We start from the raw sequence: 23,819 nt of genomic DNA, 5'->3' as shown, positions 1-23,819 counted from the left end.
GAGGATACGGATGCTAAAGTGCTCTAGACACAGATGTATCTTCATGACAATCAGTATTATATTGCTGCTCACAGCGTATACGACCGGTTGCTCCCGGCAGCCTAGCAAAAGCAACGATGACAAAAATTATGGTGACACTGTAAATCTGATTTATTACACAATTGGAGAGCCTGACAAGGATCTGAAGCTCGTAAATGATAAAATCAACGAAATCCTGGTTCGTAAAATTGGCGTGACTATCACCTATATCAAGGTAGGTTGGCAGGAGTATGAAGATCGGCTGAACACACTTATATCCGCAGGAACTCCTTTTGACATTGCTTTTGCACCCAATTATGCATCCACCGCTATGCGCGGCGCATGGCTCAGACTTGATAACTATCTTTCGGGCCTGGGCAAGGATTTGTACGACACCGTTGACCCCACCTTTTGGCAAGGGGTACGAATGAATGATGGAGGCATTTATGGTGTGCCGACCAATAAAGAGCTGGCCGTGCGCGATCATTGGATGTACCCCGCTTCAATTGTGAATAAGTACAATATTGACATTACCAAGTACGATACGCTGGAATCACTTGAACCGCTGCTCCGGATGATTCAACAGGATGAACCTGCATACATACCGATGGAATTAGATCGGGATTCACATAATTTCTTTGCCCTCTACGGCTACGAATATGTTTTGAACCATAAAGTTCCCTTGATGGTGAAATCACTGGACCCTAACACTAAGGTCGTAAATATCTTCGAAACAAAGGAAGCACGTCAGGTATTAGACACATTACGTCGTTATTATAAGGAAGGCTTCATTAACAAGGACGCTGCGCTGCGGGAGCCTGGCGGACTTAAGCGTGGGGATAAAGTGTTCTGGAAGTCCTCAGGCGGCGGCCCCCTCTCGGAGAATACTTGGAGTAAGGATCGCGGCTACAAGGTTGTATCGTATCCCGTTACCCCTAGTGTCGTCACCACAGAATCAGTCCGTGGAGGAGTGATGGCTGTTAATGCCACCACCAAACATCCCACCCAGTCTATTAAGTTTTTGAATCTGCTCAATACCGACCCTGAAATAAGAAACTTATTTAATTATGGCATTGAAGGCGTGCATTACACGCGGGGCGAACACGGGCAAGTGGTGCCCATTCCCGGCAAAGACAGCCACGGCAACCCGATCCCGGATGCACCAGCAAGCTATGCAGGAGTACAATATACACAGGGTAACTGGTTCATTCTGAACACCCTGGGCGGTGATAACCCGGAACCTCTCGATAAATGGGATCAGTTCCGCAAATACAACGCCGAAGCAATCAAGTCCACCGCTCTCGGCTTTACGCCTGATCTATCCAAGCTGACCGCCCAAACCGATAACATCGAGATGGTTTGGAAAAAATATTATCCTAGCCTCATGACCGGCACCGTCGATGTCGACATGATCCTCCCCAAGTTTAACGAGGAGCTGAAGCAAGCAGGCATCGAAGAGGTACGGAAAGAAGTACAGAAGCAATTGGATGCGAGGCGGGTCGTAAAGAGTTAAGCGTTATAGCGGAACCGGGCCTCAATCAGCCGCATTGGCAGTAATTTTTGAACTATTCTTCCTTACACTAACCTGTCCGTCAGCTTAATTAATAAAGGAGCAGCTACCGCAGCAAACTGCTCCTTGAATGTTCAACTATCGCGACAGTTAACGTTTAAATTTCATTACTAATCCTGCTTCTTACTTACTCCACCGCCGAAGGCGATGCGGTATCCATCAGCGTCTTTCATAGTAAATTCACTCCAGTGTTCAGAGTAGCTAGGACCCTTAACTATCTCTATACCTTTAGCAAGGCATTCTTCAACCAACAAATCGACTGCATCTGTATATGCAAAAGCATCAAAATATAACCCACCTTCAACAGAAGATGAAGGTCTTACATCCTCTTTGTTTTTAGCGGGATGCAAAATAAATGTAATATTGCCTCTTGATACGTGTACGTGTCCGCCAATTTCTTCATATATAAATCCAAGTTTCTTGTAAAACTCAGAAGCAGCTTGTGTATCCTTTACTAGCAATACCATTGATGAACCAGATATATTCGCTATTTTCGCTTGCTCTTCCATTTAACGAAACCTCCTTTTAAGTGGAAATGATTCCAATTGAATAATACAAAAGGTGTTAGATATAACGCTTCGCTCAACTAAACTGACCGTTAGTTAAAAAAAAGCAAACAGTTAGCTTTTATTTAAAAGTATCAGTCTTTTAGCAAAGTAATCCTTTTCAATTATTCTTTTCACTAAACCATATTTATTTTTTTCGAATAGGTTACCGTTTTCTACCGAAAGGATGGTTATCAGTTCATTTTTTGTCGTAGTTCCTTGTTGGATACTTACTAGTAAATTTGAATGTACTTTATTTGTCTTTTCCGTAGAATTATCTCATCACTTGGCCCCGGTTCAAATAAAGCATCTGCAGACCATGCTCCGACTATTTCATCCATCGTTACCCCTCCATAGTTATCGATTTCAACTAAACTATCTTTGTCCGTGAATTGAATCCTTGTGAATCTTTCAAAAAAAGACGGCCCTGTCTCTAGAGCGGTCTCTTGTATTCGCAATTGGTCCTCTTTTCAGTTATGAAACCGGAATTTCTTTTTCCATAATAAAATCATCCATGACGAATCCATTCCCGATATCCGCCTTTTTTTCTTGTACGGTCTTGAAGCCTTTTTTCTCATATACCGCAATAGTGGATTCGTTATGACGATTGACCGTCAGCCAAATATGGCTTAAATTCCGCTCTTTGCACAGCTGCTCAAGGAATGCCGACGCTTGGCTCGCATAGCCGCGCCCCCGGTGCTCCTTACCTATGTAAAACTTGCTCAGGAAGAGCTTACCCTCTTCTTGTCTGACCGACATATATCCGACCGCAGATCCATCGTGATGAATGAAGTAATATTCATAGCCCTGATGATGGATCTGATCCTTAATCGCTGGAATCGATTGGAATTGGCTAATCATGTATTCAATCTGCTCTATTGTAATAATGGATACATAATATTCACGCCATATTTCTGCCGCCAATCGTGCAACCTCAGCGATTTGTTCCGTTGTATTCACTTGTGGAAATGTAAGCTTCATAACACGTGCCCGCCTCTCCTGATCTCTCATTTCATGTTTTCAATAGAATATCATAAATTTCAGCATAAGGTTTATTCGCAATTAGCGAAGCAGAAAGTAATGGATCGATCTGCTCCGTCGCCTTCGAATTATTATTCAACTAACTTTATCCTCTAGTTTAAAGAGCTGCTAATTATCAAACCAAAAGACCATGCGAACATTCTCAGGCTCGTCAATTTTACTTAGCCGTGGGATAAAGTCACTCACAAAAGGAATAACTAAGTCTTCAAAAGTACAGATTACTTCGTCGTCATCCTCCATTGTTTGTTGCCAATCATATTCGAGGAGTTCTTTTAAAGACAGCCAACTTCTTGTGTGAGCGTCCCCATTTTCTTCATCACTTTCATTCTTTACCTCTGGGCTAACATCGTCAGGTAGACCCTTTGGCAGTGAGATTGGTTGAATACTATATCGATTTCTTACATTAGCTAATATCGCAAACAACAAGTAATTTCTATCTGTCCAGTATTTTTTTCGGACTTCCATTGCTTCAAAGCAAGGGTGATTTATCCATTCATCTACGCTGATCCAGTGAGTCATTAAAGGATTGTCATTTTTGATCGTTTTCTGCTCGATATATACATGAATGTCCGTCCCCAATTACATCCCTACCTTTCATAACGAATTTTACATGGAACTTCAATAAACGTCCTTTCTTATTTTAACACATATTTACAGTTTGCTGCCCGTTAGCTCAATAGAGATTAATAGTCGAGCGCCGAATGAAAATCATACAAATTAATCTTACTGCCTCGCCAAGAAAATCTTTCTATTCAACAAACTAGAAATGTTTTTTCACTAGCAGTCCAACTTGCGATGCTACAGCTTCATTCTATCCATCTACTTCTTCTGGTACGTAAGATTCCAACATTCCAATGAAATGGATGGCGAAGGTTCGCGCCTATAACAAACGACTTTTAGGATCAATACTAAAAAGCGCCTGCCGTTGGGAGCAGCCGCTGACGAAGAAGCAACTTCATATATTTATAGTGCTTTCATACATTTTACAATTATAAATTTAAGCGGAGGTTTATTTTTCACGTTCTTACTTGGCTCGTCAATTTCTGAAAACTCTACCAGTCCATATTTTTCAAATTCTTGTTTTATGGAGTCAGAATCATAAAAAAACATGTTAACGCCTTCCATTATCTCGAAATAGTCTTTATCCAGTTGTTTGCCCTTTCCAAACATTGGGGCTTTTTTCGAAACAGTTGCAAAAATCATATATCCATTTGGCTTTAACTGATTATAGCAATCCTTAATAAACTTCTCTCTCTCGCGATCATTCAATAAATGAATAAGCGCATAGCAAAATATACCGTCATAGCGTTTGTTATCAAAAGGCATCTCTGTTACAGAACCATGAAAAATACTAATATCAATCCCATTTTGCCTCGCCAAATCAATCGCTGTTTTTGAAATCTCAATACCTGTTACTTTTATTCCATTGTCAATAAAAACCTTTGCATTCCTGCCATATCCTATACCTGGCACCAGTATGTCTTTAACATTCCTTTCAAGGAAAAAGTCCTTTGTCGCGATTGCGGAGTCTGTAGGCTCAAATCCCCACATCGATTGTTTTTCTATAAAACTTGATTCCCAAAATTCCGTCATTTCTCTATCTCCTTTATGGGGTCCCCCCAACATTAAACGCTAAGCCTTCGGACATGACCGACTTAGCGTTTTATCTTACATCAGCTAAGTCGCGGCATCATGGTTTATGACGTTCTGTTCTGGACCAGCGTCTATCTTCATCATGCCGACCCTTCATTTTTTATCTCCGGCGATTTCGCTTTGCGGAGGAACAAACCGAGAATGAACACACCAAGTGCGATGAAAACGCCAACCCAGAAGGCGTTATTTATGCCGTTTGCAAGCGCTTTGACTATTTCTCCTGGAGAATGCGGGTCGCTCGATCCATTCAAGTAATTTTTCTGTCCATTGGCCATGATACTAATATACAGAGCAGTGCCGATCGCACCGGCTACCTGCAACAGCGTGTTTAAGATCGCGGTCCCATGCGGGTACAGATGGCGCGGCAGCTGATTGAGCCCAGCGGTCTGTGCGGGCATCATCACTAGCGAGACACCGATCATCATCGCAATGTACACCGCTACTAATCGAACAGCTTTCCAGCGACCGGAGCCATGCTCCCGTTCACTATTCCTCCGGGAAGCAGGATCAATCCAGACTTGAACGCCGTCAACGGAAGCATGATCGCCGTCGAGAAAAATGTCATCATTAACATGACGAGCAGCACTGCGACAAGTGAAAATAACGGATAAGTTGCCGCCAGACGAAAGTATCAAGGCGGCACCGCTCGCCACAATGGTCCAAATCACCTCCGGCTCTGACCAGCCATTACTCCTGACATTTTGTCATCCGGGATTGTTGCAGCTCGCCTGGAAAACCGACCCATAATTTAGTGATTACATTGCTACTACACCTTGTACTTCCTGCCTCAAAAATGTCCATCCGTCTTCCTCCAAGCCTCTGCATTCAGTTCATTGTTCATGGGTCTCGCGAGTGACAGCGTTGCGAGGACGGCCTTCATCGATCACCGCTACATTTTTCCTCGCCCTCCCCAGCACGAGGGCGGCGTTCAACCCAGCGGGGCCTCCGCCAATAATCACCACATCAAGATGTTCGTTTTTCGCTATCAATACCACCCTCCATAGATCTATATTATCCATAATTAAAGCGCAAGAAGCGTATCACTTCTTGTTTACCTCATGATTGCAACGCTTGAAAGCTTCATCCATTACCGACTGGATAGAGTGCTCCCGCAAGTATTGGTGCAGATGCTCTTCCGCGCCGCCCATCACCTTCTCAACCAAACATTCGCTATTTTTTGGGCCTTCTTGCTCCCGTGGTACATCCCCAGCTTTCGCTAGCAACCGATGCTGCTGCGAATTCGAATTCGAGCATTCGAACAATTGCTGTCTTCCTTCAATTACTTGAACCACATCAAGAAATGTAATCTGTTCGGCCGGTCGTGCCAACTCGTAACCGCCGTTCACCCCCGGTACCGCACGTACGATTCCATCCTGCCTCAACTTGGACATGATTTTGGATAAATAGCTTTCAGAAACGCCAAGTGTCACAGCTAATTCCTTGATTCCAATATTGTTGCGGCGATCCGATTGGCCCAAATGAAGTAAGGCGTGTAGAGCGTAATCTGTACTTTTAGAGTATTGCATGGTCCCCTCATCCTTTCCTAAGGACCCTATAAACATGGACCCGCGATATCCATAATAAATGATTCAACTTCAGCTTGCAATGACTTTTTCTTGCTTGACGCTAATGTTCAGTTCAAGTAATGTCTATATGCCTAAACTCCAATTCATTAGGATTCCCAATCCAATTCTGCTATATTACATCCGGGCGACTAATACGAACGATGTTCTTTTAAGTGCAATAGCTTGTATAAAAAAAGAAACCCAGGGAGTTACCGTTAAGGTAAAATCCGCCGTAGCCTCGTAAAAAGTTGAATTTTCACGCTCTTAGTCGTTCCTTTGTTGACCTCGATCACATTAGGATGAGCGGAGCTCCATTGAGCAAGCGCGGAGACATCGACCACACGGTTATCGCTGTAATTGGCATTGGCGGTCAAGGTCATCGACTCGCCGATCTGCTTGTCCACCGTTGTTTTGCTCAGAACAATCTGATTCCGAATGTCCACTCTAACTATCGCGGTCGCCTCTTTGCCACTATAAGAGTCTTTAATGGTAGCTGTTCCCGATTTGTATCCTGTCACCTTGCTTTTGATCACGTCCGCGATATTCGTATGATCAGACGACCATTGAGCTTTGTCCGTAATCCATTCCCGGGTTCCATCCGCAAAAGCGGCATAAAGCTTTAATTCACAGGACTTATTCAAGCCCAGGTCGAAGGAATCCGTATCGATATCCAGACGCTTTGGCACCTCAACGTCAACATGAAAGGTCACGATTTTTCTGGTCAGAAAACAATAGCTGTCGTTTTTTTCGTTGTTGCATTGATTGTTGTCTTATTGGTCTATATGATGAAAACATGAAATACGAATGAAAATATGAAGACAAGGAATCGAGGTCGGTGAGGATGAAAATCGTCGTCGTATCTGATACGCATATGCCCAGAATGAACAAGAAACTGCCAGATCGATTGCTTCGCGAGCTAAAAACGGCAAATGCTATCATTCATGCAGGTGATTGGACGAATCTTTCCGTGTATGAGGCTTTGGCAGCATTCGCCCCGATCTACGGTGTCGCAGGCAACAATGATGGACCAGACATTATCCGCAAGTTTGGACTGCAGAGGCAGTTAGAGCTCGAGGGTGTAAAAATGGGTATCGTTCACGGACATGGTGTTGGGAAAAGAATAAATACGGAAGCGCGTGCGTTGGAAGCCTTCAAGAATGTTCATTTGAATGTGCTGATCTATGGCCATTCCCATATTCCAGTACTTAAGCGCTCAGGTGGCCTGCTGGTATTTAATCCTGGGTCACCAACTGATAAGAGGCGGCAGCCCATGTATTCGTTCGGCATTTTTCAACTTGCTGCTGGAACAGTAGCTGCCAAGCATATATTTTACAATGATAAATCGTAGCATTATAGTCCGTTTTTGACGACATCTACCGAGCAGATTTTTTAATTCGCCGATATGATTTTCGTGTTCAAGGGAAATGAAGTATTAGATCGGATTTGTTGAACTATCTATAAACGAGAGTATCTATGAGGCTGCCATTCTATGCCAGCAGCCTCGTCCTCTTTATCCAGCAATAAATGAAGGCGTTCTTAAGTTTTCTTTATTTGTTATCCATTTTGTTAAAGCGTTTCTCGAAGGTGCACCAAGTATAAAATTGACATCATTATTGGGATGCAATTTGTAATCGGTTATTTCATCCAGTGGAATCCAAGCAATGCCGACCTGGTGCACGTCAGGAGTGTCTCCAACTTTTTCTTCATTTAACGAAATAACCTTGCATAAAAATGTAAAGTCAATTTGGTGGACATCGGGCTCTAAATCAGGAAAAAGAGAATCTCTTTTAGCAATGAATTCATTTATGAAGAGAAGTTCCTCAATCTCAACCTCCAAACTTACTTCTTCAAGCACTTCCCTGACCAAAGTTTCTTGGATGCTTTCTCCATGTTCTTGACCACCACCAGGGAGAACATAAAATTCCCCTTGAACTCCAGATCTGCGTAGTACAAGTAATTTTTCATCTTTAATCATTATAGCCCTCGCTGCGGTTCGAATTCTCAACTTTCTCTCTCCTTTCCCCTTCAAAGTATAATAGAGACTGGATGATTCCTTACCTTTATTACTCTATACTACCAGTCAGCATAATAAAATGAGCAGGCATCCGTAGCGCCTACTCATCCCGGTGTTTTATTCAACTATCACAAATGCTTCGCTCCTTTTTCATGCGCCACATTCCATAGTACCGCACTGTAGTTACCCGTTAGATCAATAAATAATGGTCTACTTATCTTCCCTAAATAACAATGCCCGTATAGCAAATCGAGGTAATATAAGCTGTCGTTTCCATCTTGACGGTTGTCGAATCAACCTATATAGCCATTCTACGTTTAGCCTCTTCCAACTTTCAGGAGTTTCCTTTACTTTTCCGGCTATTACATCGAGACTTCCACCAACACCAATTGCAATTTTGGCATTAAGCTCAAATCTATATTTATGTATCCATCTCTCAGCATAGGGGGCTCCGAGTGCAACAATCAAGATATCAGGTTTTAAGAAGCCAATTTCTTTAACTATCTTATCTTCTTCATTTTGTTTAAAGAAGCCATGATGCTTACCTAGTATTAAAAGGTCAGGATACTTTTCACGAATAACCTCACATACTTTTTGGTTAGTGTTCGGGTCTGCGCCCAGAAAATAAAATGACCATTTCTTTTTATTCCCTGAATCTAGAAGCCTTAGCAACGTATCATAACCAGTAACCCTTTCAGGAAGATTCCCACCCCTTAAACGAGATACCATCACAATCCCAATACCATCTGCTGTAATAAGACCAGCTTCATCTATAATAGAACGTAGTGACTTGTCCTTTTGACATGCCATAGTAATTTCCGGATTAACCGTAATAACATGAAAAAGTTGAGACCTGTCCTGTTCAATTACATTACTAAGGATATCTACGGTGCGATCTAATGTAATTTTGGGAAACTGAACTCCCATTACTTTCGCATAATTTTCCATAATATCATGTCCACCTTCAATTTTGTTACCGATATTTTAACATAATTTCAATTTATTGACTATACCACCCGATAGCACAGTGACTTACACCATTTAAGAACTGCTACGTCAACTTCATCAATATAGCCAACATCATCGGTTAAATTCCAAAATAAAATCTTATCTGTTTCATCGTTTTCTTGAAACGGGACTATGTGATCCAAATCAGCAAAATAAATCGGATTATATTTTAATCCTCCATCGGGTTTCCTTCAGGCGAAAGTCGATTCTTTTTTACATCCGGTATGACCATAGTTCACGAATCTTTTATTGTTTTCCGGGGAAGCCGTGTCTCTTCGCACTCCACGCTGTAATCAGCGCCATAAGCAGGAGAATCAACAGCACTCTCGGAAAAGCCTGCGCGTCACCCAGTTCTAACAATATTCCACCCGCAATCCCTCCTCCGGCTATGGCCAGATTCCACACCGTCGTATTAATAGGCATCACGATATCAACGCCTTCTTCACTGCTAGCATCAGCCAGCGCGGTTTGCAATAGCGTGGCGGCACCGCCGAAAGTAAGTCCCCATAACGCAACTGCCGCATAAACGACCCACGCCGATGTCCCGCCAACCCATAGTGCAACGGACACCAGCGCAAAACCGAACAGACTGAGTAGCACCATCAGGCGCAGCTTGCGGTCTATCAGCAGGCCAACAACCCAGATAGAGAGAAGCGCGGCTACTCCAAAAACGAGCAATACAAGATCGACGCGCTCAGCAAGTCCGGAACGTTCAAGAAATGGCGCTATATACGTATATAAAATATTGTGTGCCAGCATCCAGGTGAGCACCACCATTAGAATCGGACGAATGCCCGGCAAAACAAACACCTGACCCACTGTCATTCTCTGCCCTGCCGGCTGCCCGTGATAATCCGGCACCTTCCATAGCACCCAAGCGATTAACACAAGAGTCAAAAGAGATATGAGCCCAAATACCGCGCGCCAACCGAACAAGTCGCCTAGCAAAGTTCCAGCCGGCACCCCAAAGGTTAGCGCAATCGGTGTTCCTACCATTGAGACAGCAAGGGCGCGCCCCCGCAGGTCCTCAGGAACCATGCGTCTCGCATAACCAGCGATCATCCCCCAAGCAGCGCCGGCAGCAACACCGGCGAGAAATCGCGCGGCAAGCGTCAGAGCATAGCTGGACGACAAGGCGGTAATTGTGTTGAAGACTAAAAATCCCGCAATAATGGCGAGCAGCAGCGGACGCCGTCGCACCGCTCCGGTAAATATAACGAATGGAATCGCCGCCACAAGCGAGCCAATGGCATAAAGGGTTACGAGCTGCCCGGCCATTGCTTTCGTAATATGTAGCCCTTCCCCGATTAACGGCAGCAACCCGGCTGGAATGGTTTCTGTAAGAATACAGATAAACCCTGTCATCGCTAGCGCCAACAAGGAAAGCCAGGGAAGCCTGGCAGGGATGTTGGTCGATTGGAACATGCCGGTGGACGATGAAAGTTGAGACAAATTAGTTTCCTCCTTAAGATGAATATAATTATGGATCGATCATTCCACATATTAAGCCAACGATACTCACTTGTCAAGGACTTCTGGATTGATTAGTATATAAGTATTAAAGGAGGTCATTTTATGCCACGAACGGGACGTCCTCGCGCATTTAATCGTGACGAGGCAGTTATTGCCGCAATGCTTCTTTTCTGGGAACATGGCTTTGAATCCACTTCACTCGCTCAGCTGCGCGCTTCGATGGGCAATATATCAGCTGCGAGTTTTTATGCAGCATTCGAATCCAAGGAAGCGCTGTTCAGCGAAGCAGTGGATCAGTATATCTCTACTTTTGGGCAGGTATCGGAAGATTTCAGGGATCAAAGCATGACATCGAAAGCAGCCATCGAGCAGGGATTACGGCGATCGGCACAGATGCAGACAGATAGGTCCCACCCTCTAGGTTGTCTGTTGGTTATGTCCGCGGTAACCTGTTCTCCTGAGCTAGAACATATCCAAGTCATGCTCTCCAAGGAACGAACAAAGGTACGCGGTTGGCAGCAAGATTGTATAGAACGGGCCATAGCAAATGGTGAGTTGCCCGCTTCAACGGATATCCCCATGCTGGTTACCTTGTTTGACACCTTTCTTCGAGGGATTTCATCACAAGCTAGAGACGGTATTCCGCTTGAGGCAATTGATGCTGCCATAACGCAGCTAATGAGTGTATGGGATATGCTGTCTGCAAAAACGGGGGATAGGGAGAAAGTTTAAGTATAGGGTGGACCAATTGATCCAAGATTTAGGCAACCAGTTATGGATAACCTCCAGTTAGTTGAGAAAACGGCAGCCATGATATCGGCAGCCGTTTCTTGTGTTCATTGAGCAATCGTTACCAGTTAGCATTATCGATTAATCCCATTGTTTAGCTCCCCGGCAGAATAGCACAATATCATAGTCGGTTAACCAGAGTACTTTCCACTAGACTGGAATTTATAGTATGCTAAACCATAAGGGAGGAGAGGAATTTATGGTCAAACAACTGATCGTCGGCGACGCAACGCATGAACTGGAAATTACGCGCCGCATTCTGGAACGCTTGCCCGAGGAGCATATGTCATGGAAGCCGCACGAGAAATCGATGACGCTCGGGGGACTAGCTACGCACCTGATCAACCTGCTGAACTGGCAAATCGCGATTTTTCAGTACCTGGAGTTCGATCTTTCGACCGTGCCACTGCGGAGGAAGCCTTTGGAGAAACGCGCTGACGTTCTGGAGGAGTTCGACGCGAACGTCGGCAAGGTTGAAAAGTTGCTCACCGAATGCGACGAGAAAACACTCGGCGAGGAATGGACGCTGCGCCACGGCGACCATATTATTCTCCGCGAGCCGCGGGCGATTGCATTCCGCACCTTCGGATTAAGCCACATGGTCCACCACCGGGCGCAGCTCGGGGTATACTTGCGGCTTCTCGATATTCCGGTGCCGGGCTTCTACGGTCCCTCGGCCGACGAGGAAGCGCAATGAACTAAGTTTCTCGATCTGATATGCGCCAAACAGTCGCAGGAAATCGGCATGACCGCCGGTCCTCTGCGACTGTTTTTATTATCGTTGAATATCACAACAACTTATTCTCCATCCATCGTGATTTTTCTTTTTTTAACTTTTTTTCCGTTCGTTAAACAGGCTGCTGACCGGCAAAGCTCGTCGCAATCGGACAATGTTCTTGACATTGACAAATGACAAAAACTTGATTCGATAATAAATAATGCCCGCAATTTAAGAAAACCCAAAAAAGCCGCGATTTACGCGGCATTAAATGAGTTGTAATTCTTGTCAACCGACACATAGCTGTGATAAGTCAGGTTAAAAGATCCTTTATGAACTCTTTCCGTTTATAAAATTAAACCGTATTATATATATTTTCACATTCTTTCACGGTCGGTTGATAAAAACAGTGCTTCTTCCATCGTCCTACGAGCGGCTGATCATACCAAGTTGGCGGACATGGTCCGGGATTATCGAACGATCCTGGTCGGAAATACCATAGGGAGAATTCGCCTGGCCAATTCCGCTCCCCATTCACAGCCCGTTGCGCCAGACGGCGTTCCCTCTCTCTTGCGTTTTGATAGTACATACCATGTTGCAACGCTTCGAACGCATGCGGCTGGTTGATCATTTGGGGAATTGTCCGGATATCTTTAAAATCGGAGCAATTCCCTCTTATTCGGTTAATGCCAACATTTCCAACAAGAAGCATGCCCATTTCGCCTTCGGTCTCAGCTTCAGCTCTAAGCAACCTTGCCAACATATCAATATCCTGTTTCCTGCTTTTTACGACTGCCATTGCCTCACCTCTTTAGATTTCTAGACTCATCATATTGTAGGTGAAGCGGATGTGTGACTCTGGCAAAAGAAAGAGCGATAATAAATAGCCGTTCCACCACACTCTTCTGCCCGTCAGCGTAGCGAAGGGCTGCCATGTGCAGCCCTTCAGGTATGGAACTATCGTGTCCAGTTATCTTAACGAACGTTATTTTTGAGCCTCAGCTTAACTTTCCATATTGTTACTAAAATTATTATTGCGAAAACAAATGCAATTATCATATTTGTTTTTCCATTCGGGTTCAAGGAATTGAAGGTATAAACCAAATAGTTTTTTCCTACTTCAAATTCAGTCCCACACATACCATTGAAACCGCTATATACATAACCATCCGCGAGATTACCCTTCCAAACCTTATCCACACTAAAAATATTCCCGCCTTCTTTATCTTTACTAACCGACGTACCCGTGAAAATGACGCTAGCTCCCTCAAATTTTTGTTCAATGCTTGGATTACTGCAACTACATGCAAATACCACATTAGGCCGTAGAACACTTATACTGACGATAATACAAATAAATAAAACAACAGCTAAGATTTTTTTCATTCAAACTGTCACCCCACCCCAGTTTGTGCAGTCGAAAATATAGACGAAATATGGAAATTATTGTTACACGAACCAGCCCATCAGTTCACTGCCCATCTCCAGTCTTTATTTTCGTTGAACAGCCTGATCGTCAAAAAAAAATCGAGAAGCCATCTGCTTCGCGATTTTTCATGCCTATAACCGCTTCAGGAACGATACGATCGTCAGAAGCCCATTATCGAAATTGCTCAGATTAAAATGCTCGTTCGGCGCATGCAGATTCTCGTCCGGAAGACCAAAGCCCATCATAACGACAGGAGCCGCCAGTTCGCGGGAGAAGGTTTCGACGATCGGAATCGATCCTCCGTCTTTCGTGAACAGCGCTCGCGTGCCGTAGACGTCTTCGTAAGCATCCGCAGCCAACTGCAGCATCCGGTCGGAAGGATCGATGTTGAAAGCGCGGGCCTGCTCGCCGTCTTTGACTTGCAGCTTCGCACCGGGCTGAACATGCTTCTGCAAATGCCGTTTAATCTTGTCCAAAATGTCCTGCGGGTCCTGGTCTCCAACAAGGCGGCAGGTGATCTTGGCATGCGCCTCTTTCGGAATGACCGTCTTGGTGCCTTCGCCCTGAAATCCGCCGTAAACGCCGTTCAGCTCAAGCGTCGGCCTTGCTCCAACCCGCTCCACAAAGGAGAAGTCTTCTTCGCCGTACAATGCGTCAAGACCAAGACTTGCCTTCAATTGATCTTCATCCAGCATCTGCTTGGCAAACTCTTCTTTCATAAGCGGTGAAAGCTCTGGCACGCCTTCATAGAATCCTTCGACGCTTACGCCGCCCCGATCATCATGCAAAGTCGCAAGCAATGAGACCAGGGCATGAAGCGCGTTGGGAACGCCTCCGCCAAATGTTCCGGAGTGCAAATCGGTATTCGCGGTGTTCACGGTGACCTCAAGCGAACACAACCCACGAAGTCCCGTACTGATGGCGGGCTTGCCCGGCTCGATCAGCGATGTGTCCGAAATCAAGACGACGTCAGTGGCCAGCTTGTCCCGATTCGTCGCCAAGAAAGGGGGAAGGCTCCGGCTGGAAACCTCTTCTTCGCCTTCGATGCACAGCTTGATATTGACTGGAAGCTGCTGTTCTTGCTTCAATATAGCTTCTATCGCTTTGATATGTAGAAAAACCTGGCCTTTATCGTCCGTCGCGCCCCGCGCGTACAGCTTGCCGTCCCGGATGTCCGGCTCGAAGGGAGGCGTCGTCCACAAATGCAGCGGATCGACTGGCTGCACGTCGTAATGGCCGTAAACAAGCACGGTAGGTTTGCCGGGAGCATGAAGATGATCGGCATACACGATCGGGTGTCCGTCGGTTTGATGCACTTCCACATTCTCGAGGCCTGCGCGGGTGAGTGCGTCCGCAAGCCAATCGGCCGCTTTGTTCATATCCGCTTTATGCTCGGACAGGGCAGATATGCTCGGGATGGACAACCATTGCTTCAGCTCGTCCAATTGCTGTTCCCTTACGTTTTTAAAATAGGTTTTATAACTCATCGGTGATTTCATCCTTCCATTTCATTCATATCCATATCATATACCTTCGCCAAGCAAAGATACCAGAGACTCGGCGTAATTTGTTGGCGTGAACGGAATAACGAAGTATCTTCTACGAACGCAATTGCACCTTGCTAATGTCCATCATAATGAGTCATGATGTGCTCAATAACCTCTCTGATTTGAAAGATTGAGCTACCCTCCATTACAATTTGTTCTAAAATACTTCCATTTTCACCTTCCAACACACAATATAGAATCTCCTTCGTAAATAATGGAGCAAGCACCGGAATGTTTTTGGGATTATCTAACAAACGAGCTAACCGGAGGACCGCATCCAACAAAGACGAATCCAACTTGCTGACAAACATGGCCCTCTTAGGATCTACTTTCGGATTCACCTGTTTTTCAGATTCATGTAAAACCTCTAAGATTTGGCTGGGCGTAAATTCAAGTTTGAAACCTAAATAAGGAGCCTCCGGTGCCGCTTCTGTGACTTGGGCTGTAACCGGCAAGTGAACGGATGCCACAAGGTAATCAGACGGACTTCACGCCAGCATTTGAGACACGGATGAAAAAAAAAGATGAAATAGCGGTGGGATGAACATCGTCTTTTTCTGAATAACGCTCAATGATTTTGCGAGTTCATTTTGCTGTTTCATAATTATTTCAGACATTGGCCCCTCCCACTTCGTTATTTTTATAGTTCGATTATAGCCTATATTCATTTGATACATAAGTGGTCGTGAGAGGATTAGGCAAACATTAGACACGAATGGGATAACGTTCTCTTTTTCTTCCGGTGCATAATAAGGGTGTAATTGGCGAGCATACCATTCATCATTAGATAAGCTGCTTGCTCAATTTTGGCTCCCTATACTTACACTTTTAAAATAATTGTTAACGATAGCTGAAAAGTATAATAAATCCGTTGCCCAGGTTGTTTTGCGTTGGCTCACACATAGAGAAGTCGTTGTAATACCAAAATCGGTTCGTAAAGAAAGAATTATCGAAAACTTCAATATCTTCGATTTCGAATTAGACAAAGAGGATATGGAGTCGATTGCCGCGCTCGATACGAAACAGAGCCTCTTCTTTTCACATCGGGATCCAGAAATGGTGAAATGGATCGGTACCCGAGTGGTATCATTGCCCCGTTTATAGGATTTCGGTCCGTTTATTGGGTATGTCTGGTGATTGTGATTCTTTCATTAGTCTTGTTATGGAGAACTAGACTGCATGTGGGTGAAGAAGTGCGGTTACCGGTTTGAGTCCTGCAGCTTGCGTCGTTTTGACTTCGCATGTTCCTTCGCTCTTGTTTAGTTGAATCACTAATAAAGATCAACGATTCTACGTCGAATGGAAAGGATCATTTGATTATAAAATGCTATTAATACTATTGCGTTAAGCATTAAAAAGCTGCCATATTACATGGTAGCTTTTATCTTTTTAAAACGATTTAATCAGGCTTCCATCAATCGTGAGCTCTCCGTACTAATTCACCTCAACTCCCTTTTCGATCTCTTGCATCCAGCCGTTTCTAGTTTTTTTATAATCGAAAAAGATTTCTATAATAGAAACTTTTTTTCTTTTTTTTGAACTTTTTTAACTTCTCTCTTAATATCAGGCTTATATAAGGGAGGTGAATATATGAACTCAAAAATCTATGTTGCATTGATTTCACTTGCGGTGAGTGCTTTTGCCATTGGAACGACTGAATTTGTTATTGTCGGCCTCCTGCAAGAAGTAGCCGCCGATCTCGGGATAACCGTTACGAAAGCAGGGACGCTGATTTCTGGGTATGCAGTGGCCATCGCGATTGGTACGCCAGTAGTGGTGGTATTTACCGGAAAACTCCCCAAAAAAGGATACCTGATATTCCTGATGCTCGTGTTCACTGCCGGGAATGTCCTGTCCACTTTAGCTCCATCTTATACGGTACTGCTTATTTCAAGGGTGATTACTGCAGTTGCGCATGGCGTTTTCTTCGCCGTTGCAGCTACAGTGGCCGCAGATATGGTCCCGACTACAAAAAAAGGGACCGCTATCTCCATCATGTTCACCGGCTTAACCGTCGCTACCATTCTTGGAGTGCCTCTAGGCACTTATATCGGACAGCAATTTGGATGGCGGATGACATTTGTCGCAGTTGCCGGATTGGGGCTGATAGCCTTGCTGGTCAACCTCATAGCGGTAGATAAAGTCCAGCGTTCAAAGCACTCGCCAACATTGAAGGATGTGGGTTGCTTAATCGTCAACCCCCGGATCATTATGGCTTTGTTGATGACGGTACTCGGTTTCGGAGCGACCTTTGCCTTATTTACGTATATATCTCCTATTCTGGAAGAGATCAGCGGGTATTCCGCCTCGTCCATTTCATGGCTCCTGCTGGTTTACGGTGTTGCAGTGGCCATCGGTAATATTATCGGGGGGAAATTAGCAAACGGGCATCCTGTAAAGGCACTGCGATTCGTGTTTCTGTTTCAGGCAATTGCCCTGTTGTTGCAAATATGGCTGCTGCCCAGCAAGACGCTCAGCATTCTGTCACTCATATTGATGGGCTTGTTCGCATTTATAATGTCTCCCGGCGTACAGGCTTACATTTTAATACTTGCTGAGAAGCTGGTGCCCTCTGCTAAGGAACTGGCTTCTGCACTCAACATATCTGCTTTTAATATCGGGATCGCTGTTGGTTCCACTCTGGGCGGGGTTGCGGTAGAACAAATGCATATCATGGACACAGCTTGGATCGGAGCAATTATGGCTGGATTTGCCTCTTTTCTGGCCGTAATAAACTACATGCTGGATAAGAAACAAAATATATTTCGTTAAGGAGAGAGAATAAATGAATTTGAATGAATTGGACCGCGTGGAGCAAGATTTAGAATTTATAACGTTTAGCCATCAGGATGCCCTTGCACTTGGAAACCGGATTGTTCAATATGCACGAGAAAACAATGCAGCAGTGGCCGTTCATATCGAACGTAACCGAGTTCCCGTGTTTACACATCTGATGGATGGTACCTCGGAGGAAAACTACGTTTGGTTATTTCGCAAAAAACGGATCGTCGATCATTATAGCCGTAGTTCTGCCTACATTGAAGAACGCTTTATCCAAAGTGGAGCTTCTCATGCTGAACACTCATTGCTGCCCGCAGCAGACTATCAAGCGGTAGGCGGATCTTTTCCCATACGGGTCAAAAATGTTGGCGTGGTCGGGTCAGTTACAGTCGGAGGATTGACCGGCGAGTTGGATCATGCTTATGCGGTTGAGGGCATTCGCCTATTTTTGCTAGGAAAGTGATGGTTATGGAGTAGGGTGAGAACAAACTCGGAATTATTATTTCATAGGAATTACAGTAAGTTCTATAATGAATTCAGCATCCGGAAAATATACGGGAGGGTTGGGCGTAAAGCTCTTGCCCTCTCTTTTCGTTCTTGATTGGTTCATTATTTATCGAAAACACATCAAAATTAAGGAGGAAGAATAGTATACACGGGTGAAGATCAAGATATAAACTTAAACAATAACTTTTAAATCCTTCCTTTTAGGATTATAAGTTCGAACAAAGATGCTTTGAGGTGAAGCAATGGATCAATATGAGGTTGCGACCCTAAAAAAAGGGCTGCTCATTCTTGACGCGCTGCAGCAAGGGGAACCCCTGAGATTGACAGACATTATGCGCCAGTTTAATCTGAACAAATCAACAACCTTTCGTCTGTTGTATACACTCGAGAAGACTGGTTTTATTCAAAAAGATGGGAATACTTACAAAGCCTCTGAATTAAGAAGGACTTATTCTTCATCTGTTAACACCAACCTTAATTGGCTGGTTGTGCCTTCCCTACATCAATTAGCGCAGGAGATTGGCGAAACCGCTTATATCGGTGTTTTGCACGGAATGAATGTCATGACGGTCCAGGTAGTCGAGGGGAATCATGCCATACGCAGCCATTCCCGTGTTGGTGATTCTGCTTATGCCCATCTGAGTGCCTTTGGGAAGGTAATCCTAGCGTACCTGAGTGATGAACAGCTAAATAAAATGCTTAATCACCTTACCTTGCACAAAGCAACAAAACATACCTTTGACGACAATCATTTGTTAAAAGAGCATCTAAACGTAATACGCCAGCAAGGATATGCCATTGATGATGAAGAAACAGAAATAGGTTTGCGCTGCATCGCTGCACCGATCTTTTATAAAGGAAACGTAATCGCGGCGGTAGCCATATCCGGCCCTGCCGTCCGATTAAACCGGAAAAGAGACCGTTCTGTAAGCAAAAGATTAAGGGAGTGCAGTGCTCAGATATCCGGTCTGCTTTGAGCCTTAGCATCACACAATTCATAAATAAATGATAATGAACTTCCCTATTGCATACCTGCCAAATTCACGAGACGCAGACTTTTTAGCATGTCAAGAACGAGCCGTATGCGTGCACTATTATTCGTTGGACGGACTAAAGAGGAAGGGAGCTGCCACTTACTGGAATGACGGTGCAAAGCTGCCGTCATCTCAGCGGTGGATTTCAAATCTTGCTCGTTCGTAAAGTATGGTTTTTGCTCGCCCGCCACCCAACTGAGCATTGTACAATAAACTTCGTCCACTTGCGTGACATACGACGCTTGCTGATTGCGTTTTGGCTCAGGGATAGTAAGACTAGTAACACGATTAAGCGCATCCAGCCATACCAACTCAGAGTCCAGCACATCTCGGCGCGTCCATATCTTTTCAAGCGCACTGCTTTTAGATTTATGAACACGCAAGCTGTATAACAATCCACGGTTATCTTCAATTTTAAAAACCGCTGCACCACTTTGAGCTATTGGCGATACGGATACAACGTTTATATCGTACTGTGCAAGCGCATGTTGTGCAATGATTGCATGATCCATTCTGTTCTCGCTTTCCATAGGGAATCGCCCCTAACACTAAGGTGAATTTGGTACTGCGCACACGACTCACTTTTTAACGACAGGGATCCAAACTCCCATTTCGTACATACCGTTGCCTCTATCATAGGTCATTTCAAACTCAGGGCCATTTGCGAATTGATAATCACAGGTCGGAAACCATTCTCCCCAAATACGTCTCCACAAATCATGAATACCGCTTTGTCCGTCTGGGTTTAGGCCAGTTGAAAAAATAGCATGCATTTGCGGGGGGATTTGAAGCTTTTTAAACCCTTGCGGCAAGCCAGTCTGAGGCAAGAAATAACCGATCATGTAGGAGAATCTCTCACCTTGGTTGTTGTATAAAACCGCATGGATCTGGCCATGTTCCCCCAAACCTGCGGCGGCACGGATTCGTTTTACGGTTCCGTCGGAAATGCACTTCTCCCAAAATTCAGGTATTCAATGAACGGATTCTCGCCATCGGCATTGACCAGAGTTGAAATGCCAAACATTTCAAAGGCTGGTTTTTCCTCGATTTTGTAATATATCTCAACATCTCCTCGAATCGAAATATGAAAAGATAACCGAGGATAGGCCTTGAGTGTAACGCCTTTGTCGCGCGCTGACATTGGCATTACACCGTGCATTTTTTGAACGCCCTAGAGAATGCCTCAGGCGATTCGTAACCGTACTTGAATGCCACATCGATGACCTTTATACCGCTATTTTGCAGTTCAAATGCGGCAAGTGTAAGCCGCCTGCTCCGAATATATTCCGCCATCGGAACATAGTGATGAACGAAAACATGCGCTGAAAATGGTAAGTTGAGCAACAGGCAATTATTGCTGCTTGGTCGTAATCGATTGCTTCAGACAGGTTTGATTCGACATATTCCATTGCGTTGTTCATTCGGTCCAGCCAATCCATTCAGATCCTTCTTTCAAGTTTAATTATAGGTGAAGGCGGGAAATGGAACCTTGCAATCCTTGCACAAAAATATCATGGATGCCATTATCGAAACGCAAGTTAGAGCAAGTGATCATACAATTCCTATCACCACGCTCTACAGATCGTTTGATGGAGGCTACAAGTCTGAACACCTCAAGATTTATGAATAGCTGCGGATATTTCGCCCATAATTTCTTCAAGCTACTCTTTTTGTAATTCCACATTGATTACTTCTTTCCTCTATTAAACAATGCCGATCGCCTTTAAGTACCAGTAATAGACGACATGAGGAAGAGCGAAAGAGCCTATCTTAATCCCCCTATTCATACTGATTCCGTTAATGCGTTGTTCCTCCCAAATAATGTCCACCGGAATAAAGACAAATAGCTTTTGACTTAAATGAATATCTCTCTCATAAAGCTTCAAAACACTCTTTCTATTGCTTCTTTTGGTTACTAAAATCCCTAACATAGCTGTGCAAATATTCAGTGAATATACTTTTCTATTTGCCTATTTTAAGTTTAATAGGTATTTGGAGTGTTTCTAATATTAGGCTTTTAATATGATGAAAAAGCTTAATAACAAGGAGATGAAATGATGGGTAGATGCAATTGTCCTCCTGGACCTCCTGGACCTGAAGGACCGCGAGGGCCCCAAGGACCACTAGCAGAAGGACCGCAATTACTTCAAGGACTTGGAGAAGCAATCGGAGCAACAGGAACTGCAGGAGCAACTGGGGCGACGGGAGCAATAGGGACAACCGGACCTACAGGTCCTGTCGAATCCATATCAGTCAATCGTATTTATGTATCAATCTCAATAGTAACAATGTTTCTGTGATTGATGGGGTAACGAATGCGGTGACTGCTGCCGTTCCTGTTGGAGTAAATCCTGCGGGAGTAGGTGTCCATCCAATAACTAACCGAATTTATGTAGGAAATTTGACTAGTGGTGACGTTTCCGTAATTGATGGAATAACTAATACAGTGATTGCTACGGACCCTACTGGGGATGGCGCAAGTTCAATCGGGGTTAATACTGCTACCAATGCCATATATGTAGCAAATTTTAATGATAGTACAGTCTCCGTAATTGACGGATTGACCAATACAGTGATTGCAACCATTATTCCTGTAGGAGGTCTGTCTCTTCCAACAGGAGTAGGCGTCAATTCAATAACCAATCGTATTTATGTAGCAAATTTTAATTTTGATGTCGTTACGGTCATTAATGGAGCAACGAATGCCGTGATTACCCAAATTCCAGTTGGGGTTAACCCATTTAGAATAGGAATCAATCCATTAACTAATCAAATTTATGTATCAAATTTTTCGGGTAATAGTGTTTCTGTGATTGATGGAGTAACCAATACGGTGATTGCTACCGTTCCGGTCGGTACTACTCCAGGTGAAGTAGGAATTAATACATCAACGAACGCTATTTACGTACCGAATCGAGATACCGATAATGTTTCTGTGATTGGTGGATTAACAAATGTAGTGATTGCTACCATTCCAGTCGGGAATAATCCAAACGGAGTTGGAACCAACCTATTAACCAATCGTATTTATGCAACAAATCAGGATGATAATTCCGTTTCTGTGATTAATGGAGTAACCAATACAGTGATTGCGACCATTCCAGTGGGAGCTCGTCCATTCTCAATAGGAGTAAATCCGTAGGATGACTTAGGCAGTGGATAAAGAGGTACGGAACCTTGTTATAATCTTACAATGGGTGGTGATTGATATGATAGAAGTTAAACGATGGAAGATTTAATGGAACAGTTGTCAAACATGAACAAAGATAATTCTGTATGTCAAGTTTTTATCCTCGGAAAAGGAAACATTACGATTGTATTGCAAGATGAAACCATTTATTCCCCTACATCAATTATTCATTCAAATAAGTATTTAAAACAAATCGTGGCTGAAAGTACGGGAGTAGAGAAAGAAGGGCGCGAAATCTCTTCAGCTGATTTAATGAGGAATCCTTTTTTCTAAGGAGTTCGTGTTGCGAATATAACAGCTGTGACTCTCTTGCAATCGTTAATAATAGTGGATGAATAACCCCTTGTTGCAACACTCCTCATTCCGGAGGTGCTTTCAATTCACTTAATCTCGTTTTCTAATAAATATTTTACATTACAGCACTTTATCATTAGGTTAGTCTAAGACTTTATTTTCTTTCAACATGAGTCGGAATTATCACACCACATAACCAGCCAGTAATATTTTTCAAGTATTCGCTCCAATTGGATAAGTCCTGTTCGCTGGCGAGCAAGCAGGAAGAGCATAAAACAAAAAGCTTTAAAATCGCTGCTCTCCGACATTTCTTTCGGAAAGCAGCCGCCTTATTTTATGAGAGTTTCCCCTGTATTTAAAAAAATAAATCGGCCTTTGGAAACCAAAGAGAAGCCCCGGCATGCAAACCGCTTGCCCGAGTTTCTCATTGTGAATTTCTGCCGTAGCAATCCGTTACTATTTGTGGCAATGAGATAAAGTTCTTGTCAAAATCGGAATAGATATTTCTAAATTTTCACAAGAGCTTTATCCCGTAACAAGAAAACGCGGTAGACTAACCAACTTGTTACCTCGATAGCAGGACCCATCCGCGCATTGGGTGTCAAGTCAGCCGTTAGATAATGATATTCTGGGCACTCCATGC

Annotated in this window: 26 protein-coding genes and 3 pseudogenes; 10 read left to right on the top strand and 19 right to left on the bottom strand. The window is 44.0% G+C overall.

Features of this window, described 5'->3' with window-relative positions:
* Positions 1-43: 43 nt before the first annotated feature.
* A complete protein-coding gene (locus A7975_RS00140; protein ID WP_255314127.1) occupies positions 44-1,531 on the top strand; it encodes an ABC transporter substrate-binding protein in 1,488 nt (495 codons plus the stop codon).
* A 167-nt stretch (positions 1,532-1,698) separates the two neighbouring features.
* Here the strand turns inward: A7975_RS00140 and A7975_RS00135 are convergent, their stop codons facing one another.
* From A7975_RS00135 to A7975_RS00100, 8 genes and pseudogenes are all read right to left on the bottom strand, one after another.
* The gene (locus A7975_RS00135) at positions 1,699-2,097 is read right to left on the bottom strand and encodes a VOC family protein (RefSeq protein WP_065383773.1); all 399 of its coding nucleotides are present in this window, start codon (positions 2,095-2,097) and stop codon (positions 1,699-1,701) included.
* A gap of 510 nt (positions 2,098-2,607) precedes the next feature.
* A complete protein-coding gene (locus A7975_RS00125; protein WP_065383771.1) occupies positions 2,608-3,114 on the bottom strand; it encodes a GNAT family N-acetyltransferase in 507 nt (168 codons plus the stop codon).
* A gap of 168 nt (positions 3,115-3,282) precedes the next feature.
* Entirely contained in the window at positions 3,283-3,753 is a 471-nt protein-coding gene (locus A7975_RS00120) for a hypothetical protein (RefSeq protein WP_065383770.1), read from the bottom strand.
* Positions 3,754-4,137: 384 nt separating this feature from the next.
* Positions 4,138-4,767, bottom strand: a complete 630-nt coding sequence (locus tag A7975_RS00115) for a class I SAM-dependent methyltransferase (RefSeq protein WP_065383769.1) — start codon at positions 4,765-4,767, stop codon at positions 4,138-4,140.
* A 140-nt stretch (positions 4,768-4,907) separates the two neighbouring features.
* Entirely contained in the window at positions 4,908-5,495 is a 588-nt protein-coding gene (locus tag A7975_RS00110) for an MFS transporter (RefSeq protein ID WP_141680167.1), read from the bottom strand.
* Between the two features lie 171 nt (positions 5,496-5,666).
* Positions 5,667-5,846: pseudogene (locus tag A7975_RS32720) on the bottom strand (FAD-dependent oxidoreductase); the annotation flags it as partial.
* Positions 5,847-5,867: 21 nt separating this feature from the next.
* Positions 5,868-6,353: an RrF2 family transcriptional regulator gene (locus A7975_RS00105; RefSeq protein WP_053375187.1), complete on the bottom strand. Its 486-nt coding sequence runs from the start codon at positions 6,351-6,353 to the stop codon at positions 5,868-5,870.
* A 254-nt stretch (positions 6,354-6,607) separates the two neighbouring features.
* Positions 6,608-7,102, bottom strand: a complete 495-nt coding sequence (locus A7975_RS00100; protein ID WP_065383767.1) for a hypothetical protein — start codon at positions 7,100-7,102, stop codon at positions 6,608-6,610.
* Positions 7,103-7,233: 131 nt separating this feature from the next.
* Here A7975_RS00100 and A7975_RS00095 point away from each other — a divergent pair, with 131 nt between their 5' ends.
* A complete protein-coding gene (locus A7975_RS00095) occupies positions 7,234-7,740 on the top strand; it encodes a metallophosphoesterase family protein (RefSeq protein WP_053375185.1) in 507 nt (168 codons plus the stop codon).
* Between the two features lie 162 nt (positions 7,741-7,902).
* Here the strand turns inward: A7975_RS00095 and A7975_RS00090 are convergent, their stop codons facing one another.
* From A7975_RS00090 to A7975_RS00080, 3 genes are all read right to left on the bottom strand, one after another.
* Entirely contained in the window at positions 7,903-8,397 is a 495-nt protein-coding gene (locus A7975_RS00090; RefSeq protein WP_065383766.1) for an NUDIX domain-containing protein, read from the bottom strand.
* Between the two features lie 219 nt (positions 8,398-8,616).
* Positions 8,617-9,354, bottom strand: coding sequence for a WecB/TagA/CpsF family glycosyltransferase (locus A7975_RS00085; RefSeq protein ID WP_065383765.1), 738 nt, complete (start codon positions 9,352-9,354; stop codon positions 8,617-8,619).
* Positions 9,355-9,660: 306 nt separating this feature from the next.
* Positions 9,661-10,866, bottom strand: a complete 1,206-nt coding sequence (locus A7975_RS00080) for an MFS transporter (RefSeq protein WP_065383764.1) — start codon at positions 10,864-10,866, stop codon at positions 9,661-9,663.
* Between the two features lie 123 nt (positions 10,867-10,989).
* Between A7975_RS00080 and A7975_RS00075 the strand changes: the two genes are divergently transcribed.
* A complete protein-coding gene (locus A7975_RS00075; protein WP_065383763.1) occupies positions 10,990-11,619 on the top strand; it encodes a TetR/AcrR family transcriptional regulator in 630 nt (209 codons plus the stop codon).
* A 256-nt stretch (positions 11,620-11,875) separates the two neighbouring features.
* On the top strand, positions 11,876-12,373 hold the full coding sequence (locus A7975_RS00070; RefSeq protein WP_065383762.1) for a DinB family protein: 498 nt from the start codon (positions 11,876-11,878) through the stop codon (positions 12,371-12,373).
* Between the two features lie 376 nt (positions 12,374-12,749).
* Here A7975_RS00070 and A7975_RS00065 read toward each other — a convergent pair whose 3' ends face one another.
* From A7975_RS00065 to A7975_RS00050, 4 genes and pseudogenes are all read right to left on the bottom strand, one after another.
* Positions 12,750-13,193: a cell wall hydrolase gene (locus tag A7975_RS00065; RefSeq protein ID WP_065383761.1), complete on the bottom strand. Its 444-nt coding sequence runs from the start codon at positions 13,191-13,193 to the stop codon at positions 12,750-12,752.
* Positions 13,194-13,369: 176 nt separating this feature from the next.
* Positions 13,370-13,780, bottom strand: a complete 411-nt coding sequence (locus A7975_RS00060) for a hypothetical protein (protein WP_065383760.1) — start codon at positions 13,778-13,780, stop codon at positions 13,370-13,372.
* A 174-nt stretch (positions 13,781-13,954) separates the two neighbouring features.
* Complete coding sequence (locus A7975_RS00055; protein WP_065383759.1) at positions 13,955-15,310, bottom strand: dipeptidase; 1,356 nt, start codon at positions 15,308-15,310, stop codon at positions 13,955-13,957.
* Positions 15,311-15,453: 143 nt separating this feature from the next.
* Positions 15,454-15,987, bottom strand: a pseudogene (locus tag A7975_RS00050) (AraC family transcriptional regulator); the annotation flags it as partial.
* Between the two features lie 220 nt (positions 15,988-16,207).
* On the opposite strand from A7975_RS00050, the pseudogene A7975_RS32715 reads away from it, so the two are divergent.
* The 4 genes and pseudogenes from A7975_RS32715 to A7975_RS00035 all read left to right on the top strand — a co-directional run.
* Positions 16,208-16,474, top strand: a pseudogene (locus A7975_RS32715) (aldo/keto reductase); the annotation flags it as partial.
* Between the two features lie 486 nt (positions 16,475-16,960).
* Positions 16,961-18,142, top strand: a complete 1,182-nt coding sequence (locus A7975_RS00045) for an MFS transporter (RefSeq protein ID WP_065383757.1) — start codon at positions 16,961-16,963, stop codon at positions 18,140-18,142.
* A 13-nt stretch (positions 18,143-18,155) separates the two neighbouring features.
* Positions 18,156-18,614, top strand: coding sequence for a heme-binding protein (locus A7975_RS00040; RefSeq protein ID WP_053375172.1), 459 nt, complete (start codon positions 18,156-18,158; stop codon positions 18,612-18,614).
* A 286-nt stretch (positions 18,615-18,900) separates the two neighbouring features.
* Entirely contained in the window at positions 18,901-19,635 is a 735-nt protein-coding gene (locus A7975_RS00035) for an IclR family transcriptional regulator (protein WP_065383756.1), read from the top strand.
* 44 nt (positions 19,636-19,679) lie between these two features.
* Here the strand turns inward: A7975_RS00035 and A7975_RS00030 are convergent, their stop codons facing one another.
* Genes A7975_RS00030 through A7975_RS35570 form a run of 4 tightly spaced genes read right to left on the bottom strand, consistent with a single transcriptional unit; the run spans position 19,680 to position 20,985 of the window.
* Positions 19,680-20,222 (bottom strand): aminoglycoside phosphotransferase/kinase family protein, encoded by a 543-nt coding sequence (locus A7975_RS00030; RefSeq protein ID WP_255314126.1) that lies wholly within the window; start codon positions 20,220-20,222, stop codon positions 19,680-19,682.
* A gap of 48 nt (positions 20,223-20,270) precedes the next feature.
* Positions 20,271-20,615 (bottom strand): GyrI-like domain-containing protein, encoded by a 345-nt coding sequence (locus A7975_RS35580; protein WP_483295896.1) that lies wholly within the window; start codon positions 20,613-20,615, stop codon positions 20,271-20,273.
* Positions 20,616-20,620: 5 nt separating this feature from the next.
* A complete protein-coding gene (locus tag A7975_RS35575) occupies positions 20,621-20,851 on the bottom strand; it encodes a hypothetical protein (protein ID WP_483295883.1) in 231 nt (76 codons plus the stop codon).
* Positions 20,839-20,985 carry a helix-turn-helix domain-containing protein gene (locus tag A7975_RS35570; protein WP_483295895.1) on the bottom strand — a complete coding sequence of 49 codons (147 nt, stop codon included), beginning with the start codon at positions 20,983-20,985 and terminating at the stop codon, positions 20,839-20,841. The genes A7975_RS35575 and A7975_RS35570 overlap by 13 nt, the downstream gene beginning before the upstream one ends.
* A 1,003-nt stretch (positions 20,986-21,988) precedes the next feature.
* Here A7975_RS35570 and A7975_RS00010 point away from each other — a divergent pair.
* Positions 21,989-22,834, top strand: a complete 846-nt coding sequence (locus A7975_RS00010) for a YncE family protein (RefSeq protein WP_082197904.1) — start codon at positions 21,989-21,991, stop codon at positions 22,832-22,834.
* Positions 22,835-22,918: 84 nt separating this feature from the next.
* Positions 22,919-23,155, top strand: a complete 237-nt coding sequence (locus A7975_RS00005) for a hypothetical protein (RefSeq protein ID WP_065383752.1) — start codon at positions 22,919-22,921, stop codon at positions 23,153-23,155.
* Positions 23,156-23,819: the final 664 nt, after the last annotated feature.

It is taken from the genome of Bacillus sp. FJAT-26390 (assembly GCF_001682865.1).
GTDB lineage: Bacteria > Bacillota > Bacilli > Paenibacillales > Paenibacillaceae > Pristimantibacillus.
Note: the sequence above shows the minus strand (reverse complement) of the source record. Positions and strands in the feature narration are given on the sequence as shown.

Bases quoted from the DNA above. Each gene is read 5' to 3' on its own strand.
- A7975_RS35570 (WP_483295895.1), bottom strand. From the start codon at position 20,985: ATGGCGGAATATATTCGGAGCAGGCGGCTTACACTTGCCGCATTTGAA.
- A7975_RS00060 (WP_065383760.1), bottom strand. From the start codon at position 13,780: ATGAAAAAAATCTTAGCTGTTGTTTTATTTATTTGTATTATCGTCAGT.
- A7975_RS00125 (WP_065383771.1), bottom strand. From the start codon at position 3,114: ATGAAGCTTACATTTCCACAAGTGAATACAACGGAACAAATCGCTGAG.
- A7975_RS00135 (WP_065383773.1), bottom strand. From the start codon at position 2,097: ATGGAAGAGCAAGCGAAAATAGCGAATATATCTGGTTCATCAATGGTA.
- A7975_RS00115 (WP_065383769.1), bottom strand. From the start codon at position 4,767: ATGACGGAATTTTGGGAATCAAGTTTTATAGAAAAACAATCGATGTGG.
- A7975_RS00140 (WP_255314127.1), top strand. From the start codon at position 44: ATGACAATCAGTATTATATTGCTGCTCACAGCGTATACGACCGGTTGC.
- A7975_RS00005 (WP_065383752.1), top strand. From the start codon at position 22,919: ATGGAAGATTTAATGGAACAGTTGTCAAACATGAACAAAGATAATTCT.
- A7975_RS35575 (WP_483295883.1), bottom strand. From the start codon at position 20,851: ATGCACGGTGTAATGCCAATGTCAGCGCGCGACAAAGGCGTTACACTC.
- A7975_RS00065 (WP_065383761.1), bottom strand. From the start codon at position 13,193: ATGGCAGTCGTAAAAAGCAGGAAACAGGATATTGATATGTTGGCAAGG.
- A7975_RS00055 (WP_065383759.1), bottom strand. From the start codon at position 15,310: ATGAGTTATAAAACCTATTTTAAAAACGTAAGGGAACAGCAATTGGAC.
- A7975_RS00035 (WP_065383756.1), top strand. From the start codon at position 18,901: ATGGATCAATATGAGGTTGCGACCCTAAAAAAAGGGCTGCTCATTCTT.
- A7975_RS00085 (WP_065383765.1), bottom strand. From the start codon at position 9,354: ATGGAAAATTATGCGAAAGTAATGGGAGTTCAGTTTCCCAAAATTACA.
- A7975_RS00105 (WP_053375187.1), bottom strand. From the start codon at position 6,353: ATGCAATACTCTAAAAGTACAGATTACGCTCTACACGCCTTACTTCAT.
- A7975_RS00095 (WP_053375185.1), top strand. From the start codon at position 7,234: ATGAAAATCGTCGTCGTATCTGATACGCATATGCCCAGAATGAACAAG.
- A7975_RS00075 (WP_065383763.1), top strand. From the start codon at position 10,990: ATGCCACGAACGGGACGTCCTCGCGCATTTAATCGTGACGAGGCAGTT.
- A7975_RS00045 (WP_065383757.1), top strand. From the start codon at position 16,961: ATGAACTCAAAAATCTATGTTGCATTGATTTCACTTGCGGTGAGTGCT.
- A7975_RS00030 (WP_255314126.1), bottom strand. From the start codon at position 20,222: ATGGAAAGCGAGAACAGAATGGATCATGCAATCATTGCACAACATGCG.
- A7975_RS00040 (WP_053375172.1), top strand. From the start codon at position 18,156: ATGAATTTGAATGAATTGGACCGCGTGGAGCAAGATTTAGAATTTATA.
- A7975_RS00070 (WP_065383762.1), top strand. From the start codon at position 11,876: ATGGTCAAACAACTGATCGTCGGCGACGCAACGCATGAACTGGAAATT.